The organism is Bradyrhizobium sp. JR3.5, from assembly GCF_054057015.1.
Genome location: NZ_JBSRYV010000002.1, coordinates 5,586,808 through 5,602,883 on the forward strand (window position 1 = coordinate 5,586,808; position 16,076 = coordinate 5,602,883).

Annotated in this window: 13 protein-coding genes and 2 pseudogenes; 11 read left to right on the forward strand and 4 right to left on the reverse strand. The window is 64.7% G+C overall.

Annotated elements, in window-relative coordinates; all coding sequences use genetic code 11:
- Nucleotides 1-5: 5 nt before the first annotated feature.
- On the reverse strand, nucleotides 6-899 hold the full coding sequence (locus ACVWW1_RS43595; RefSeq protein WP_456660145.1) for a sugar kinase: 894 nt from the start codon (nucleotides 897-899) through the stop codon (nucleotides 6-8).
- A gap of 221 nt (nucleotides 900-1,120) precedes the next feature.
- Between ACVWW1_RS43595 and ACVWW1_RS43600 the strand changes: the two are divergent.
- From ACVWW1_RS43600 to ACVWW1_RS43645, 10 genes and pseudogenes are all read left to right on the forward strand, one after another.
- Nucleotides 1,121-1,980, forward strand: a pseudogene (locus ACVWW1_RS43600) (VOC family protein).
- A 337-nt stretch (nucleotides 1,981-2,317) separates the two neighbouring features.
- A complete protein-coding gene (locus ACVWW1_RS43605; RefSeq protein ID WP_456660146.1) occupies nucleotides 2,318-2,971 on the forward strand; it encodes a TetR/AcrR family transcriptional regulator in 654 nt (217 codons plus the stop codon).
- 298 nt (nucleotides 2,972-3,269) lie between these two features.
- Nucleotides 3,270-4,079 (forward strand): ABC transporter permease, encoded by an 810-nt coding sequence (locus tag ACVWW1_RS43610; RefSeq protein WP_456660147.1) that lies wholly within the window; start codon nucleotides 3,270-3,272, stop codon nucleotides 4,077-4,079.
- Between the two features lie 59 nt (nucleotides 4,080-4,138).
- Nucleotides 4,139-5,137: an ABC transporter substrate-binding protein gene (locus ACVWW1_RS43615; RefSeq protein WP_456660148.1), complete on the forward strand. Its 999-nt coding sequence runs from the start codon at nucleotides 4,139-4,141 to the stop codon at nucleotides 5,135-5,137.
- A 3-nt stretch (nucleotides 5,138-5,140) separates the two neighbouring features.
- Complete coding sequence (locus ACVWW1_RS43620) at nucleotides 5,141-5,986, forward strand: ABC transporter ATP-binding protein (RefSeq protein WP_176532724.1); 846 nt, start codon at nucleotides 5,141-5,143, stop codon at nucleotides 5,984-5,986.
- 14 nt (nucleotides 5,987-6,000) lie between these two features.
- A complete protein-coding gene (locus tag ACVWW1_RS43625; RefSeq protein WP_456660149.1) occupies nucleotides 6,001-7,407 on the forward strand; it encodes a hypothetical protein in 1,407 nt (468 codons plus the stop codon).
- A complete protein-coding gene (locus tag ACVWW1_RS43630) occupies nucleotides 7,404-8,555 on the forward strand; it encodes a Gfo/Idh/MocA family protein (RefSeq protein WP_456660150.1) in 1,152 nt (383 codons plus the stop codon). Before ACVWW1_RS43625 ends, ACVWW1_RS43630 begins: the two co-directional genes overlap by 4 nt.
- A gap of 14 nt (nucleotides 8,556-8,569) precedes the next feature.
- Nucleotides 8,570-9,764 (forward strand): annotated as a pseudogene (locus ACVWW1_RS43635) (dihydrodipicolinate synthase family protein).
- On the forward strand, nucleotides 9,764-10,627 hold the full coding sequence (locus ACVWW1_RS43640; RefSeq protein WP_456660151.1) for a sugar phosphate isomerase/epimerase family protein: 864 nt from the start codon (nucleotides 9,764-9,766) through the stop codon (nucleotides 10,625-10,627). Before ACVWW1_RS43635 ends, ACVWW1_RS43640 begins: the two are co-directional and overlap by 1 nt.
- Before the next feature lie 113 nt (nucleotides 10,628-10,740).
- Nucleotides 10,741-11,886 (forward strand): alpha-hydroxy acid oxidase, encoded by a 1,146-nt coding sequence (locus ACVWW1_RS43645; protein WP_176532719.1) that lies wholly within the window; start codon nucleotides 10,741-10,743, stop codon nucleotides 11,884-11,886.
- Between the two features lie 86 nt (nucleotides 11,887-11,972).
- Here ACVWW1_RS43645 and ACVWW1_RS43650 read toward each other — a convergent pair whose 3' ends face one another.
- Both ACVWW1_RS43650 and ACVWW1_RS43655 read right to left on the reverse strand, forming a co-directional pair.
- The gene (locus ACVWW1_RS43650) at nucleotides 11,973-12,650 is read right to left on the reverse strand and encodes an ion channel (RefSeq protein WP_456660152.1); all 678 of its coding nucleotides are present in this window, start codon (nucleotides 12,648-12,650) and stop codon (nucleotides 11,973-11,975) included.
- Between the two features lie 139 nt (nucleotides 12,651-12,789).
- Nucleotides 12,790-14,055 (reverse strand): Spy/CpxP family protein refolding chaperone, encoded by a 1,266-nt coding sequence (locus tag ACVWW1_RS43655; RefSeq protein ID WP_456660153.1) that lies wholly within the window; start codon nucleotides 14,053-14,055, stop codon nucleotides 12,790-12,792.
- Between the two features lie 3 nt (nucleotides 14,056-14,058).
- Here ACVWW1_RS43655 and ACVWW1_RS43660 point away from each other — a divergent pair, with 3 nt between their 5' ends.
- On the forward strand, nucleotides 14,059-14,202 hold the full coding sequence (locus ACVWW1_RS43660) for a hypothetical protein (protein WP_456660154.1): 144 nt from the start codon (nucleotides 14,059-14,061) through the stop codon (nucleotides 14,200-14,202).
- Nucleotides 14,203-14,747: 545 nt separating this feature from the next.
- Here ACVWW1_RS43660 and rocD read toward each other — a convergent pair.
- A complete protein-coding gene (gene rocD, locus ACVWW1_RS43665) occupies nucleotides 14,748-15,962 on the reverse strand; it encodes an ornithine--oxo-acid transaminase (protein WP_456660810.1) in 1,215 nt (404 codons plus the stop codon).
- Between the last annotated feature and the right edge of the window lie 114 nt (nucleotides 15,963-16,076).

A 16,076-nucleotide genomic window follows, 5' to 3' on the forward strand; every position in this document is an offset into this window, starting at 1 on the left:
TCCTGTCAGACCGCGGCGCCGAACTCCTGCTTGACTGCCTCGATGTCGGCCAGCGTCGGCAGGCCGGCCTCGTTGCCGAGCTTCTGGATCTTGTAGGTCGACGCCGCGCGCGCGAACTCAAAGTGGTCATGCCAGGCTTTGCCGGGATTGGCGAGATAGGAATAGATGTAGGCGCCATGGAAGACGTCGCCGGCGCCGTTGGTGTCGATCACGCGCTTGCGCGGAATCGGCAGTGCCGGCAGCGTTTGCACCGTGCCCGCCTCGTCGTACCAGAGCAGGCCGCGCTCACCCATGGTGATGCCGCCGACCCGGCAGCCGCGGCTCTTGAGATAGTCGAGCATCTGCTCCGGCGTCTTGTCCATCTGCTCGCACAGTCGTTCGGCGACGATCGCGACGTCGATGAATGCGAGCAGCTCGTGGGTGTTGGTGCGCAGGCCGCCGCCGTCGAGCGAGGTCAGGATACCGTCCTCACGGCAGAGCTTCGCATAATGGATCGCGGCGTCCGGCTGGTGGCCGTCGATGTGCAGCGCGCGGCAGCCCTTGATATTCAGCAGCGGAAAGGGGTGGATGTGCTGGTCGTCGCGGCAGCGGACGATGGCGCGCTTGCCGTCGTTGGGCATGATGAAGGACAGCGAGGAGGAGTTCACCTTGCGGGGATGGAACGAGATACCGTACCTGTCGGCCATGTCCCAGAACATCCGTCCCAGCCAGTCATTGGCCATGGTGGCGATCAGGTCCGGTTCGATGCCGAGCTTGGCGCAGCAGAATGCCGCGGTCACCGCGTTGCCGCCGAACGACACCGCATAGGCGTCCGCAACGTGCTTCTCGTCGCCGACAGGCATGTGATCCGTGATGAAGGTGACGTCGATATAGGTCTGTCCAATGAAGAGAGCCTGCATTCGCTTCCCGTGATCGCTTGGTGTGGTCCCGGCCGAACATCAGACTAGCACCGCTGATCGGCCGATATCGCTGAAATTATTCGCAACCCTGCTTGGTTTACAGGTAGAGATGATGGATGTGCCGGCCTGTTCTGGTATGCCGCATAACGGCCGGCGGCAGGCCGCGGTTCCGGGATTCGAAGGAGAAGCACAATGACGGCAGATTCAGGGAGGCCAGAGCCATGATTACCGGTCTCGATCATGTCGTCGTCCTCACGAGCGACATTGCTGCCGCCAGCGCCGCCTACGAGACGCTGTTCGCGCGGGCGCCGGCCTGGCGCAACAGCGGCGACGGCGCCGACCGCGTGCTGTTCACGCTCGACAACACGACGCTAGAATTGATGGCGCCGCGTGGTGATGACGATGCCGCCCAGCGCGTCCGCAGTGCGCTCGTCACACAAGGCGAGGGGCTTGCAAGCCTCTGCTTCCGCACCAGCGATATCGCCAGGACACACCGCAGGCTCGAGCGGCTGACCCTGAAGCCCCCGAGCCCGTCGCCGAGGTCGAGAGCCGCGATGAGACCAGCGGCGCCACGCTGTCGTGGAAGCGCACGCGCGCGGCGACAGATGCGACGCGGGGGGTGCGCATGTTCTTCCTGGAGCGGGCGCAGGAGCGGCCGCTATCGGTGCGCACCACGCCGGCCTCGATCATCGCGATGGATCATGTGGTGGTCTCGACCGCCGACCCGGAACGCGCTGCGGCGCTCTACGGCGCGCGGCTCGGGCTCGACATGGCGCTCGACCGGTCGCATCCCGAGTGGGGCCGGCTGATGTTCTTCCGCTGCGGTGACCTCGTGGTCGAGGTCACGCACCGGCCGGCCAAGGAAAACAAGGCGGAGACGGACGCGCCGGACCGGCTGCGCGGCATCTGCTGGCGCGTCACCGATATCGATGCTACGCGCGCGCGGCTGGTTGCCGCCGGCGTCGACGTCTCGGAGATTCGCACCGGCCGCAAGCCCGGCACGCGCGTGATGACGGTGCGCAACGGCACGTGCAGCGTGCCGACGCTCCTGGTGCAGCCCTCGCAGGGAAAGCCAGACTAGGCCGCGTTTCATGCGCGCGTCGTCACGACAGCGTGCACCGCGGGCATTTCCTTGGTCGTCCCGGGGCGTGCGTAGCACGAGCCCGGAATCTATCGAGCCACATGCTCTGCGGATCAATGGATTCCGGGCTCGCGCCAGGGGGCGCGCCCTCAGGTGCGCAATTGCGCACCGGGGAATGACGAAAGCTGTCGCTGCGAGAAATATTCCCGCATGGCCGTCACGACAACATTCGTTCTCAAACGCCGCGCGTCATGCTACATTCATCAATTCAGCATCACGGGCGATCGATTTGGCCAAAGCAAAGCGGATACAGAGATGGCAGCGTGACCCCCAGGGGATGCGGCTGCGGATTCTCGAGGCGGCCAAGCAGGAATTCGCCGCCCATGGCCTCGCCGGCGCGCGGGTCGACCGCATCGCAGCCAATGCCGACGCCAACAAGCGCATGCTGTACTACCACGTCGGCAATAAGGAGGATCTCTATCTCGAGGTGCTTGAGGGTGCCTACGAGAAGATCCGCGCCGAGGAGCGCACGCTCGATCTCGAGCATCTCGACCCGCCCGAGGCGATCGCGCGGCTGATCCACTTCACCTGGAACTATTTTCTGCGCAATCCCGAGTTCCTGGCGTTGCTGAACACGGAAAACCTCGCCAAGGCAAAGCACCTGAAGCGCTCGACCAAGGTCAAGTCGATGCACTCGCCCTTTGTCGAGATGATCCGCACCGTGGTGACGCGCGGGGTCGAGAGCGGCGATTTCCGCGACGCAGTCGATCCAGTGCAACTCTATATCTCGATCGCCGGGATGGCGTTCTTTTATCTCTCCAACAGCGCCACGCTGAGCGTGATCTTCGGCCGCGACCTGCTCAAGAAGGACGCCCGCGACGAGCGGCTCGAGCACATGACCGCGCTGGTGCTGGCGGCGCTGACCGGCAAGTCCACCGCAGCGTTCGGCGCGATGCCGGTGTGGCACGCCGCGGAACACCGCGTGGTTTAAGTTCCCGAGCTCGCCACGACCGTCATTGCGAGGAGCAGAGCGACGAAGCAATCCATGCCGCAACACGCGGAGGAAATGAATTGCTTCGCTCCGCTCGCAATGACGCCGTAGCCCGACGGAGCCATCGGGCGCGCGTTCGCGCGACCCGTTGGCTTCATCCGGGCTACCGACGATCAAAAATCTCGCCTGACGAAAGTAGCGTGCTTCGGCGTGATTTTGCCGCGCGTCAGGGGCTGGACAGTATTTATCCAACGGGTTAATTTCTACACGAACGAGAGCGACTAGAAGGGAGCGTGACGTGGCGGAGGCAAAAAGCCCTTCGGGCGTGTCGAAGGTGCTGAATGCGGCGTGGGTACGTCCGTTCCTGTTCCTGGTGGTCATCGTGGTGGCCTGGGACCTCGTGATCCGGCTGTTCCACATCCCGGCCTATCAGATCCCGTCGCCCGGCGACGTCGTCGCGGTGCTGTGGAGCGACTGGCCGGAGTTGCTGCGGCAGTCCTGGCCGACCACCTATGCGACGATCTGCGGTTTCCTGCTCTCGGCACTGTTCGGCATTCCCACAGCGATGCTGATCGCGGGCTCGAAGACGGTCGAGAGCTACGTCTATCCGCTCTTGGTGTTCTCCCAATCGGTGCCGAAGATCGCGATCGCGCCGCTGTTCGTGGTGTGGTTCGGCTTCGGCATCATCCCCAAGGTGATCTCGGCGTTCCTGCTCGGCTTTTTCCCCGTCGTGGTCTCGGCGGTGCAGGGCTTCAAGTCCGTCGATCCCGACATGGTCGACCTGGCGCGCGCGATGCAAGGCAGCCGCTTCAAGGTGTTCTGCGCGGTCAACCTGCCGCACGCGATGCCTGCGATCTTCTCCGGCCTCAAGGTGTCGGTGACGCTCGCCGTGGTCGGCGCGGTGGTGGGCGAGTTCGTCGGCTCCAATTCCGGCATCGGCTACGTGATGCAGCGCTCGATCGGTACCTTCGACCTGCCGACGATGTTCGCCGCGCTGGTGATCCTGGCGCTGCTCGGCGTCATCCTGTTCTGGATGGTCGACCGTATCGAACGGCTGGTGATCCCCTGGCACGTCAGCCAGCGCGACGACATCATCTTCGCGTCCTAGCGCAGCAACCGGACAAGCGGCCCACACAAGGACCGCGGAACAATAAAGGGAGAACAACCATGAAGCGTTTGATTGCGGTCGCCGGCGCCGCATTGGCCTGGACCGCGCTTGCGGTGGCGCCCGTGTCCGCGGCCGACAAGGTCGTGCTGATGTTGAACTGGTACGTCTATGGCGAGCACGCGCCGTTCTATTACGGCAAGGCCAAGGGCATCTATGCCACTGAGGGCATCGACCTCGAGATCCAGGAAGGCCGCGGCTCGGCCGCGACCACGCAGGCGGTGGCGGCCAAGACCGCCGATTTCGGCTATGTCGACGTGCCCACGATGATGCGCGCCGCGGTGAAGGGCGCGCCGGTCATCGCCACCGGCGTGCTGTTGCAGACCAGCCCGATGTCGGCGATGGGCTTCGTCGACAAGAACATCAGGAAGCCCGAAGACATAAAGGGCAAAACGGTCGCGATCACCCCGGCGGATTCGATGACGCAGATCTGGCCACTGTTCCTGAAGAAGACCGGGCTGAAGGAAAGCGACTTCCAGACCGTTGCCGGCGACGGCCAGACCAAGCTCAACGCCGTCATCAACGGCCAGGCCGATCTGTTGCTCGGCTACGTCATGGACCAGTCGATGAAGATCAAGGACGCCACCGGCAAGGACGTCTATCCGATCAAGTTCGCCGACTACGGCATCAACATGGTGTCGTCGGGCATCATCGCGAACTCGGACTATGTGAAGGCCAATGCCGACCTGGTCCGCCGCTTCATGTCGGCGACCACCAAGGCGGTGGAAGCTGCGGAGAAAGAGCCGAAGGCGGCCGCGCAGTCGATCCTTGACGCCAACCCGAAGGGCGGCAAGATCGACACGCTGACGCAGGGTTTCGAGCTGACGATCCCGCTCTATCGCACGTCGGAGACCAAGACCAAGCGGCCGTTCCAGGTCACCGATCAGAACATGACGGAGTCGGTCAATCTGATGGTCGAATATGGCGGCCTCGACGCCAAGGCCAAGGCCAATCCGAAGGCGTTCTACACCAACGACTATCTGCCGAAGGGTAATTCATAAGCCATGAAATCGGCGATCAAGAGCGCTGCCGAGCAGCCCGCCGCGCATCTGCGCCTGGTATCTGACCGCGCGGCCGGTGCCACGCCGGGCATCAAGCTGTCGGGCGTATCGAAGACCTACCGTTCGCGCGACGGCGACGTGCCGTCGCTGCGGCCACTCGATTTCACCATCAATGACGGCGAGTTCTTTGTCGTGGTCGGGCCCTCCGGCTGCGGCAAGTCCACGCTGCTCAAGATGATTTCGGGTTTGTTGCCGCCGACGACGGGTGAGGTGCTGGTCGACGGCGAGCCCGTGACCAGGCCGCACGGCAATGTCGGCATCGTGTTCCAGAATGCCCTGCTGCTGCCGTGGCGCAACATCCTTTCCAACGTGATGCTGCCGATCGACATGAAGCAGCTGCCGCGGGACAAGTATCTTGCCCGCGCCAAGGCGTTGCTGAAGCTGGTCGGGCTCGAGGGTTTCGAGAAGAAGCTGCCCTGGCAGCTGTCCGGCGGCATGCAGCAGCGCGCCTCGATCTGCCGCGCGCTGGTGCATGATCCCAAGATCATGCTGATGGACGAGCCGTTCGGCGCGCTCGACGCCATGACGCGCGAGCGGATGAATGTCGAGCTGATGCGCATCCAGCGCGAGACCGGCAAGACCGTGCTGTTGATCACGCACTCGATTCCCGAAGCCGTGTTCCTCGCCGACCGGGTGCTTGTCATGACCGAGCGGCCCGGAGCGATCGCCGCGATCTATGACGTGCCGATGCCGCGGCCGCGCTCGCTCGAGACGATGTCCGATCCCGTCTTCACCGAACTGGTGCAACGGATCCGGAAGCATTTCTTCACGCAGGGGTCGCTGGACTAACACCCGAGTCTCCAATGCCGCTTCGCCTCAAAGTCAACGATATCGCCTTCTTCGAACGGCCGCTGGTGTTCGCCCGGCCGTTCCGCTTCGGCGCCGTGACGATCACCGCGTCGACGCAGTTGTTCGTGCGGGTCGAAATCGAGGTGGAAGGCAAGGGCCGCGCGACCGGCGCGAGCGCCGAAATGCTGGCGCCGAAATGGTTCGACAAGCGGCCGCATCTGACCGAGGCGCAGTCGCTCGACGGCCTTCGCCGATCGCTTGCGATTGCCCGCGAGCTCTATCTGGCGAACCAGAGTTTTGAGACCGCGTTCGGGCTGCACGCCAGGTGTATCGGCCCGCAGGTTGCGGCCTGCGCCGCGGAAGACATTCCGCCGCTCGCCGCCGGCTTTGGCCCGGCCGAGATCGACAAGGCGATCCTGGATGCGCTGTTGCGCGCGGCCGGCGCGAACGTCTTTGATGGCATGACCGGCAATATCGCTGGCATCGACGCACGGCTGACGCCCGATCTCGACGACGCGGCCATCGCGCGGTTCCTTGCGACCCGCAAGCGGCTCGATCGTGTCGCCGTCAGGCATACGGTCGGGATGGACGACACGGTTGAAGGCGAGGGCGGCGTCGTCGACGCAGGCGAGAACGCCGGTGCGCGCTATTTCAAGCTCAAGCTGAACGGCGATCCCGCCCATGACGCAGCGCGGCTGGCGCGGATCGGCAGCGAGCTCGCAAGGCTGCCCTACGCCACCAGGGTCACGCTCGACGCCAACGAGCAGTATGCCGACCTCGCCGCACTGGGCGCGCTGGTCGACCGGCTCGACCACGATGCGGCGCTTGAACCGATCGCGGCAAACCTGCTCTATATCGAGCAGCCGATGCCGCGCGACATCACCAAAGCCTCGCCGCTCGGGGCATTGGGCGCGCGCAGCTTCATCATCGATGAAGCCGACGATTCCTACAATGCGTTCCCGCAGGCGCGGGCGCTCGGCTATCGCGGCATCTCCTCGAAATCGTGCAAGGGCATCTACAAGTCGATCATCAATGCCACGCGCGCGGCGGCGTGGAGCGCCGATGGCGGCCCATATTTCATCAGCGGCGAGGATCTGACCTGTCAGGCCGGGCTCGGCGTGCAGCAGGATCTCGCGCTCGGGGCGCTGATCGGCGTCACCCATGCCGAGCGCAACGGGCATCATTACGTCAATGGCTTTGCCGACACCCCGGCCGACGAGGCCGATGCCTTTCTCACCGCGCATCCCGATCTCTACACGCGCGCCGGCGGCAAGGTCCGCCTCGCGATCCACGACGGCGATCTGCTGACGGGGTCGATCGCCGCGGCGCCGGGCTTTGCCAGTTCGATCCATCCGGACTGGTCCACCATGCAGCCGCTCAGGCGGCCCACACAACGCGTTTCGCAGGAGCAGACAGCATGACGACCAAGCGCCTCGGCCTGATCATGAACGGCATTACGGGCCGGATGGGTCTCAACCAGCATCTGATCCGCTCGATCGTTGCAATCCGCGAGCAGGGCGGCGTGCAGCTCGGGAACGGCGACCGCATCATGCCCGATCCGATCCTGGTCGGCCGCGACGCCGAGAAGGTCGCTAGCCTGGCCAAACGCTACAACATCGAGCGCCACACCACCGATCTCGATCGCGCGCTGGCCGACAAACACGACACCGTGTTCTTCGACGCAGCAACGACGCAGGCGCGGCCTTCGCTGCTGACCAAGGCGATCAATGCCGGCAAGCATGTCTATTGCGAGAAGCCGATCGCGACCAATCTCGAAGAAGCCGTTGCGGTCGTGAAGCTCGCCAATGCCAGGGGGCTCAAGCACGGCACGGTGCAGGACAAGCTATTCCTGCCCGGCCTGAAGAAGCTCGCCTTCCTGCGCGATTCCGGCTTCTTCGGCCGCATGCTCTCGGTGCGCGGCGAATTCGGCTATTGGGTGTTCGAGGGCGGCTGGCAGGAGGCACAACGGCCGTCGTGGAACTACCGCGCCGAGGATGGCGGCGGCATCATTCTGGATATGGTTTGCCACTGGCGCTACGTGCTCGACAATCTCTTCGGCGAAGTCGAGAGCGTGATCTGCATCGGGACGACAGATATCCCCGAGCGCTATGACGAGAAGGGCAAGCAGTACCAGGCGACCGCCGACGATTCCGCCTATGCCACCTTCAAGCTGAAAGGCGGCGTGATTGCCCATATCAACATGAGCTGGGTGACGCGGGTCTACCGCGACGATCTCGTCACCTTCCAGGTCGACGGCACCCATGGCTCGGCGGTGGCGGGCCTGACCGACTGCATGATCCAGGCGCGTCAGGCGACGCCGCGGCCGGTGTGGAATCCGGACGAGAAGCGGCTGCATGATTTCTACGCCGACTGGCAGAAGCTCCCCGAGAACGTCGTCTACGACAACGGCTTCAAGGAGCAGTGGGAGATGTTCATCCGCCATGTCTGCGAGGATGCGCCCTACAAATACACCCTGCTCGAGGGCGCCAAGGGCGTGCAGCTCTCCGAATGCGCGCTGAAGAGCTGGAAGGAGCGACGCTGGATCGACGTCGCACCGATCGTGGTCTGAGAAGGGGCTTTGTCATGAACAAGCCGGTCCTGCCGATATCGTCGCTGTCGCTGAAGCTGCCGACCGCCGATGGCGGTCTCGAGACCTATCGCCTGGCGGCGTCGCGGACGTTTCCGGCGAAGCTCGAGGGCACGCTGAACCGCGTCGCGTTCTCTGCCGCCCATGTGGTCGCCAATCCGCGCGCCGACGTCGATCCCTGGCTGACGGCCGCGATCGACTGGGACAAGACGATCGCGTTCCGTGAGCACGTCTGGGACCTCGGCCTTGGCGTTGCCGAGGCGATGGATACCGCCCAGCGTGGCATGGGCCTCGATTGGGCGACCTCCCTTGAATTGATCCAGCGCTCGGTGAGAGCGGCGAAGGGCAAAAGGCAACGCGCTCGTGTTCTCCGGCGCCGGCACCGACCATCTTGCGGCGGAAGACGCCAGGTCGATCGACGACGTGATCCGTGCCTATGAGGAGCAGATCGCAGCCGTGGAGAAGGCCGGCGGCCGTATCATCCTGATGGCCTCGCGCGCGCTGGCAAAGCTCGGCAGGAATGCGGACGATTACGCGAAGGTCTACGACCGCGTCCTGTCGCAGGTCCGCGAGCCCGTGATCATCCACTGGCTCGGCGACATGTTCGATCCGGCTCTGTCAGGCTACTGGGGCACGGCCGATCTCGACGAGGCGATGGACACGGCGGTTGCGATCATCAACGCCAATGCCGCCAAGGTCGACGGCGTCAAGGTTTCGCTGCTCGACAAGCAGCGCGAGATCGACATGCGGCGGCGGCTCGATCCGCGCGTGAAGATGTACACCGGCGACGACTTCAACTATGCCGAGCTGATCGCCGGCGACGACAAGGGATTTTCCCACGCGCTGCTCGGAATCTTCGATGCCATTGCGCCGGCGGCGTCCTATGCGCTGTCGCGGCTGGCCGCCGGCGACGAGGCCGGCTTCCACGACGTGCTGGGACCAACGGTGCCGCTGTCGCGCCACATCTTCAAGGCGCCGACGCGCTTCTACAAGACCGGCATCGTGTTCATGGCTTACCTCAACGGTCACCAGGATCATTTCACGATGGTCGGTGGGCAGGAGAGCGCGCGCTCGACCCTGCATCTCGCCGAGCTGTTCCGGCTCGCCGATAAAGCAGGGCTGCTGGCTAATCCTGAAGCCGCGACGCGCCGGATGACGGCGATCCTGGCGACACGCGGCATCGACGCCTGATGCGCGACTTTTCCAACGACCATCGCTGGCTGTCGCTGAACACGGCGACCGTCCGCAAGCAGGGCGATCTCATCGCCATCATTGAGGCCTGCGCACGCCACGGCATCCGCGCCATCGATCCCTGGCGCGACCAGGTCGCTGGTGTCGGCCTCGACCGTGCCGTGCGTGCGGTCAAGGACGCCGGCCTCGATCTCTCAGGCTATTGCCGCGGCGGCATGTTCACGGCGGACAGCGCGCATCGCAGCAAGGCGCGCGACGACAACCGACGGGCGGTCGACGAGGCGGTGGCGCTCGGCGCTCCCTGCATCGTGCTCGTGGCTGGCGGCCTGCCGCAATATTCGCGACCGGGCAGCGCGGCCTCGAAGGACATCACGGCAGCGCGCAACCAGGTGCATGACGGCATCGCCGAGATGCTGGACTATGCAAGACAGGCCAAAATGCCGCTCGCGATAGAACCGCTGCACCCGGCCTATGCCGCCGACCGCGCCTGCGTGAACACCACGAAACATGCGCTCGACATCTGCGATGCGCTCGATCCCGGCCGCACCGGCGCGATCGGCGTTGCGCTTGACGTCTATCACATCTGGTGGGATCCCGAACTCAAGAGCCAGATCGCGCGCGCCGGCAAGGACCGGCTGCTCGCGTTCCACGTCTGCGACTGGCTGGTGCCGACCAGGGACATCCTCAACGATCGCGGCATGATGGGCGATGGGATTATCGACGTCAAATCCGTGCGTGCGATGGTCGAAGCGCAGGGCTTCGTCGGCTATTCGGAGATCGAGATCTTCTCGAATGACTGGTGGACGAAGCCGATGGATGCGGTCCTGACGACCTGCATCGAGCGGCACCGCTCGGTGGTTTGACCCGACCACCGGTTCGGTGGACAAGGCGAGGCGTGCCCGTTATTCCGAATGCTGTGGGCGTAAACGGCACTGGGGGCCGTTGAACTCCGCGGTCCGGACCTTCGGAGCACGACATGCGTTTGAGCGATTGCCACAATTTCCATGATTTCCGCGAACTGGCGAGGCGGCGGCTTCCGGGCCCGATCTTCGACTACATCGACGGTGGGGCGGACGATGAAGCGACGCTTCGGCAGAACACCGCGAGCTTCGAGCGTTGCGATCTGGTGCCCAATGTCCTGCGCGGCGTCGAGAACGTGGATCTCTCGGTCACCGTGATGGGCCAGAAGCTGGCGACGCCGTTCTATTGTTCGCCGACCGCGCTGCAGCGTCTGTTTCATCATCAGGGCGAGCGGGCCGTCGCCGCCGCCGCGGCGAAATACGGGACGATGTTTGGCGTGTCCTCGCTTGGTACCGTGAGCCTGGAGGAATTGCGCAAGGCCTACGCTACGCCGCAGGTCTATCAGTTCTATTTTCACCGGGACCGAGGCCTGAACACGGCGATGATGCAGCGCGCCAAGCAGGCCGGCGTCGACGTGATGATGTTGACGGTCGACAGCATCACCGGCGGCAACCGCGAGCGTGACCTGAGGACCGGGTTTTCGATTCCTTTCAGGCTCACGCTCGGCGGCATGCTGCAATTCGCCATCAAGCCGGCATGGGCCATCAACTACGTCACCCATGAGAGCTTCAAGCTGCCGCAGCTCGACGAGCATGTCGATATGAGCGGCGGTGCGATGTCGATCGGGCGTTATTTCACGGAAATGCTCGATCCGGCGATGACTTGGGACGACGTCGCGCAAATGGTCCGGCAGTGGAATGGCCAGTTCTGCCTGAAGGGCGTCATGTCGGTTGATGATGCCAAACGCGCGGTCGAGATCGGCTGCACCGGCATCATTCTGTCCAATCACGGCGGCCGGCAGCTCGACGGCTCGCGGGCGGCGTTCGATCAGCTGGCCGAGATCGTCGATGCCGTGGGCGACCGGATCGATGTGATGATGGACGGCGGCATCAAGCGGGGCAGCCATGTGCTGAAGGCGCTGTCGCTCGGCGCCAAGGCCGTCGGCCTTGGACGCTTCTATCTCTATCCGCTGGCATCGGCCGGCCAGGCCGGAGTCGAGCGGGCGCTTGGTCTGCTGCAGGCGGAGCTGGTGCGGGACATGCGGCTGATGGGATGTTCCTCGATCAGCCAGCTCTCCCGCGCAAACTTGCGGTTCAGATAGCCGCCCGGCCGGCCACATCGGCTCGCAGGCCTGGTAAAGAGATGCCATGCAGCAAATTTGGTCGATCCCGTCAGCGCCGCTGCGCTTTAGGAATCCTGATCGCTGTGCGTGATCTCCAGCGTCACGAGCCGCGCCAGCAGCGTTGCGGGATAGAGCTGGCCGAAGATCGCCTCGAGATTGCATAGGCTGCGTGCGATCGGATGCAGCGGAGCGACGTCGCCATAGCCCGTGGTCGTCAGCGTCATGAAGCTGAAATAGATCAGCTCGTTCGCCAGCGCGGGGCTGTCCTCCATCTTCATCCCGGAAAAGGCCTTCGGCAGCAGCGTGCCGATGAAGGTGTAGAGTGCCGAGAAGATCACGGCAACGGAGAGATAGAGCAAGACGGCGCCGATCACGCGATGATAGGTCACGCGGCCCGGCGCAAATGTCGCACGAGCCACCGTCACGGCCAGGGTGATGCCGACGATCAGCCACGAGCCCGCGAACAGATTGAGGTCGAGGATCGAGGGCGAGCGCAGCCGCAAGATCCCGCCCGTGACGATCATGGCGAGTGCAACCAGCATCGCGGTGACCGCAATTGCGCTGCCCGACATCAGGAATACGCCGCCGACCAGGAACAGCGCGAGAAACAGCTCGAAAATCTGGAATTCGAACAGGCCGAGCGCCTGCAGGGGCGCCACCAGGAACATCATCACAAGGATCAGGATGGTGAGCACGGTCAGCAAGGAATCGCCCCAGCGTTCGCGTAGCTCGCCAGTCCTCATCCAACCGCGCTTCATTCCCGCCCCGTCATTCGGCATCGCATCAGCATGCTGGTGCCAGACATTGCTGCGCGGCGGCCGCAAAGGCAAGATGGGGACCGACATCCGGCGCGCCCGGCGACCAGATCGCCGGCCGGCCGTCTCAGGGGCTCGCGACCTGCTGCAGCGTGTTGAAGCGGGCCTTCTGCTCGCTGCTCAGCATGGCATAGAACTTGTCCAGTGCAGGCTCGATCAAATTCGCGGCCTTCTGCATGGCCTCGAGCCGGTGCTGCATTGCCTCCAGCCGGCCGACTGGCGTCAGCGGCACGTCGTTCGGGCAGGCTGCCTGCAGGTCCGCTATAGCTTTCTTGGTCGCATCGCTCAGACGGTCGAGCGCTTCCTTCTGCTTGCCCGCCGGATGAAGTGAGGCCTCGATCCTGTTGATCGGCAGTTGGGCCATGTCGGATTTCGAATCGCCGCAATTCGCGGATTGCGCGGTCGTTTGCTGTTCCGGCAAACGCTCGCCGACATGTGGACCGAGCGCATTGAAGCGGGCCTGTTGCTCGTCGCTGAGCGAGCTGTAGAAATTCTCCAGGGCCGGCCGCACGATCTTGATCGCCTCTAGCGTGGCGCTGATGCGGTTTTGCATCGACCGCAAGCGGCCGGTTGGCGTCATGGCATAGCCGTCCGCGCAGGAATCCTTGAAGATATCGGCTGCCTTCGCCGCTGATGTCTTCAACTCGTCGAGTAGCGCGCGCTGCTGCTGGTTCGGCCGTACCGCCCGCGTGATGTCGGCAAGCGGCCAGGCTGTGACGCCCTTGTCCGGCTCTCCGCATAACTGCTTGATTGCCTGCGGACTCGTATCGGCGCGTTGACGGGACCGATCGCGGCCTGCGGTGGCCGGATAGTCGCCAGGGTTGATGCTGGCATAGGCGGAGTAGGGACTGTTGGTGTCCCAGAACACGGTGTCCACGAAGTCGTCATAGGCGTAGGCCCAATAGCCGGGCTCGTAGGCATAGGACCAGAACGTGTAGTCAAAGATGTCCGAATAGGCGTAAGGCAGGAACACCGGGCCAAGCCACGCCACGAACGCCGCGCGGTGGCCGCGTCGCCAGGCATTCCGGGGCGCCCAGCCGCCTTGGCGCACCGCAAGCGCCGCCTGGCTTTGCGCACCTGTCTGGTCGCGGAAGCGTGCGGCAAATCGCTCGCGCTGGGCCGCCTGCGTCGCGGCCGTGGTCGCGGCGGCGGCCCCAACCGTTGTTGCGGCGGACCCAACCGTTGTTGCCGGCGCCAATCGCTGCTGACGGGCAAGGTCGGCTTGCTGTGAGCGCTGCTCGCGCTGCAACAGGCGGCTCTGCGCCTGCAGCGCGCGGTCATGGACGCGTTGCGCGCGTGCGCCTTCGACCTTTTGCGACTGCAATTGCTGCACGCGTTGCTGCAGGCGATCGATCCGGGTCTGCCGCTCCGCGGTCTGGTGCGAGAGCGCGTCACGCTGCCGCTGCTGCGCCGCCTGCTGGCGTTGCTGGATCAATTGCTGATGCTGCTGCGCGCGCTGTTGAACTCGATCCGTCGGTGACGGTCGCTCGCTCAAGCGCGACGGTACGCTCGGGCGTGATGGCGCGGCAATATGCGGAGCCTGACGCTGCAGCGGGGCCCCACGACGGAATTCGGGTCGATGCGTTGCGATCCGCGGCGCAGCGATATGGGGGGCTTGGCGCACCGACGGTGCGGCGAAATGCGGTGCCGGGCGCGGCGCCATCGCCGGTCGCTGCGGGGCATGGAACGCGGGTGCTGCCGGCCGTGCCATCGCCGGTGGCCGAGCCATTGCAGGCGGTCTCGCCATTGCGGGCGGGGCGGCGTGTACCGTCGGCGCGGGACGCGCCATTGCTGGTGGCTCGGCTGGACGTGCCCCGCCGGGCGCTCCAACCTTGTGTGGCTGGGCGGCAGCGCCGCTCGCCGACAGCATCGAGGCACCAACCAAAAGCACAGCAAGACAAATACCGCGGGGAGGCATGAGCATGGCTCTCTGTCCATCCCTGCCCACAAGGCTTCAACGCGCAGACGTCGAAATCGTTCTAGTTGGCCACGGCCGGTGCTGCGGTCTTCCGACGCAGGGAACCGTCATGAGACATCCTGCGTGAGGACAGACGCGATCCGCTCCAACGCCCAGTCGACCTGATCGGCCGTGATCACCAGCGGCGGGGCGATGCGAATGGTGTGCTCGTGGGTGTCCTTGGCGAGGATGCCACGCGCCTGCAGCACCGAGCAGTAGCGGCGGGCGCCGCCGGCTTCCGGGTGTAATTCGATCGCCAGCATCAGCCCGCGCCCGCGCACCTCGCGGATCACGTTGGCGCGGATGTCCTGCAATCCGGCGAGAAAGCGCGCGCCCTGTTGCGCCGCGTTCTCGATCATCCCTTCCTCGACGAGCACGCGCAGCGCTGCGCGTGCCACCGCACATGCAAGCGGGTTGCCGCCGAAGGTCGAGCCGTGCTGGCCCGGCCGCAGCGTGCCGAGCACGGCGTTGTTGGAGAGCACCGCCGACACCGGATAGAAGCCGCCCGACAGCGCCTTGCCGAGCAGCGTCACGTCGGCCTCTATGCCCTCGTGCTGCTCGGCGAGCAGCTTGCCGGTGCGGCCGAGCCCGGTCTGGATCTCGTCGAGCACGAGCATCACGTTGCGCGCGGTGCACAGCTCGCGCACGCGGGCGAAATAGCCAGGCGGGGGAATGATGACGCCGGCCTCGCCCTGGACCGGCTCGACCAGGAAAGCCGCGGTGTTCGCCGTGATCGCCTGCTCGAGCGCCGCGGCATCGCCGAACGGGATGATTTTGAAGCCCGGCGCGAACGGACCGAAATGGTCGCGGGATCCCGGGTCGGTCGAGAAGCCGACGATGCCGAGCGTGCGTCCGTGAAAATTATTTTCGCAGACGATGATCTCGGCCTGCCCGTCCGGCACGCCCTTGACCTCATAGGCCCATTTGCGCACCGACTTGATCGCGCTCTCCACCGCCTCGGCGCCGCTGTTCATCGGCAGTACCTTGTGCGACCCGGTCAGCTCCGCGAGCTCGCGATAGAAGGGGGCGAGCTGGTCGTTGTGGAAGGCACGCGAGGTCAGCGTCAGTCGATGCGCCTGCTCGATCATTGCTGCCAGGATCTTCGGATGACAGTGGCCCTGGCTCACAGCCGAATAGGCGGAGAGACAGTCGAGGTACCGGTTGCCATCGGTGTCCCAGACCCAGACGCCTTCGCCGCGGGACAGCACCACCCCGATCGGCTCGTAATTGTGGGTGCCGAACTGCGCTTCGGTTGCGAGGAAATCAGTGACCGATGCATTCATCATGCGTCACTCCCGCTGCAGCGCACGAGAGATTACATCAATCCGTGCCTGCAGTTGATTTGGGTATCAGTTCCTCCACAGGGAAGTGGACTGGCCAACCTAATTCGCAGGGGA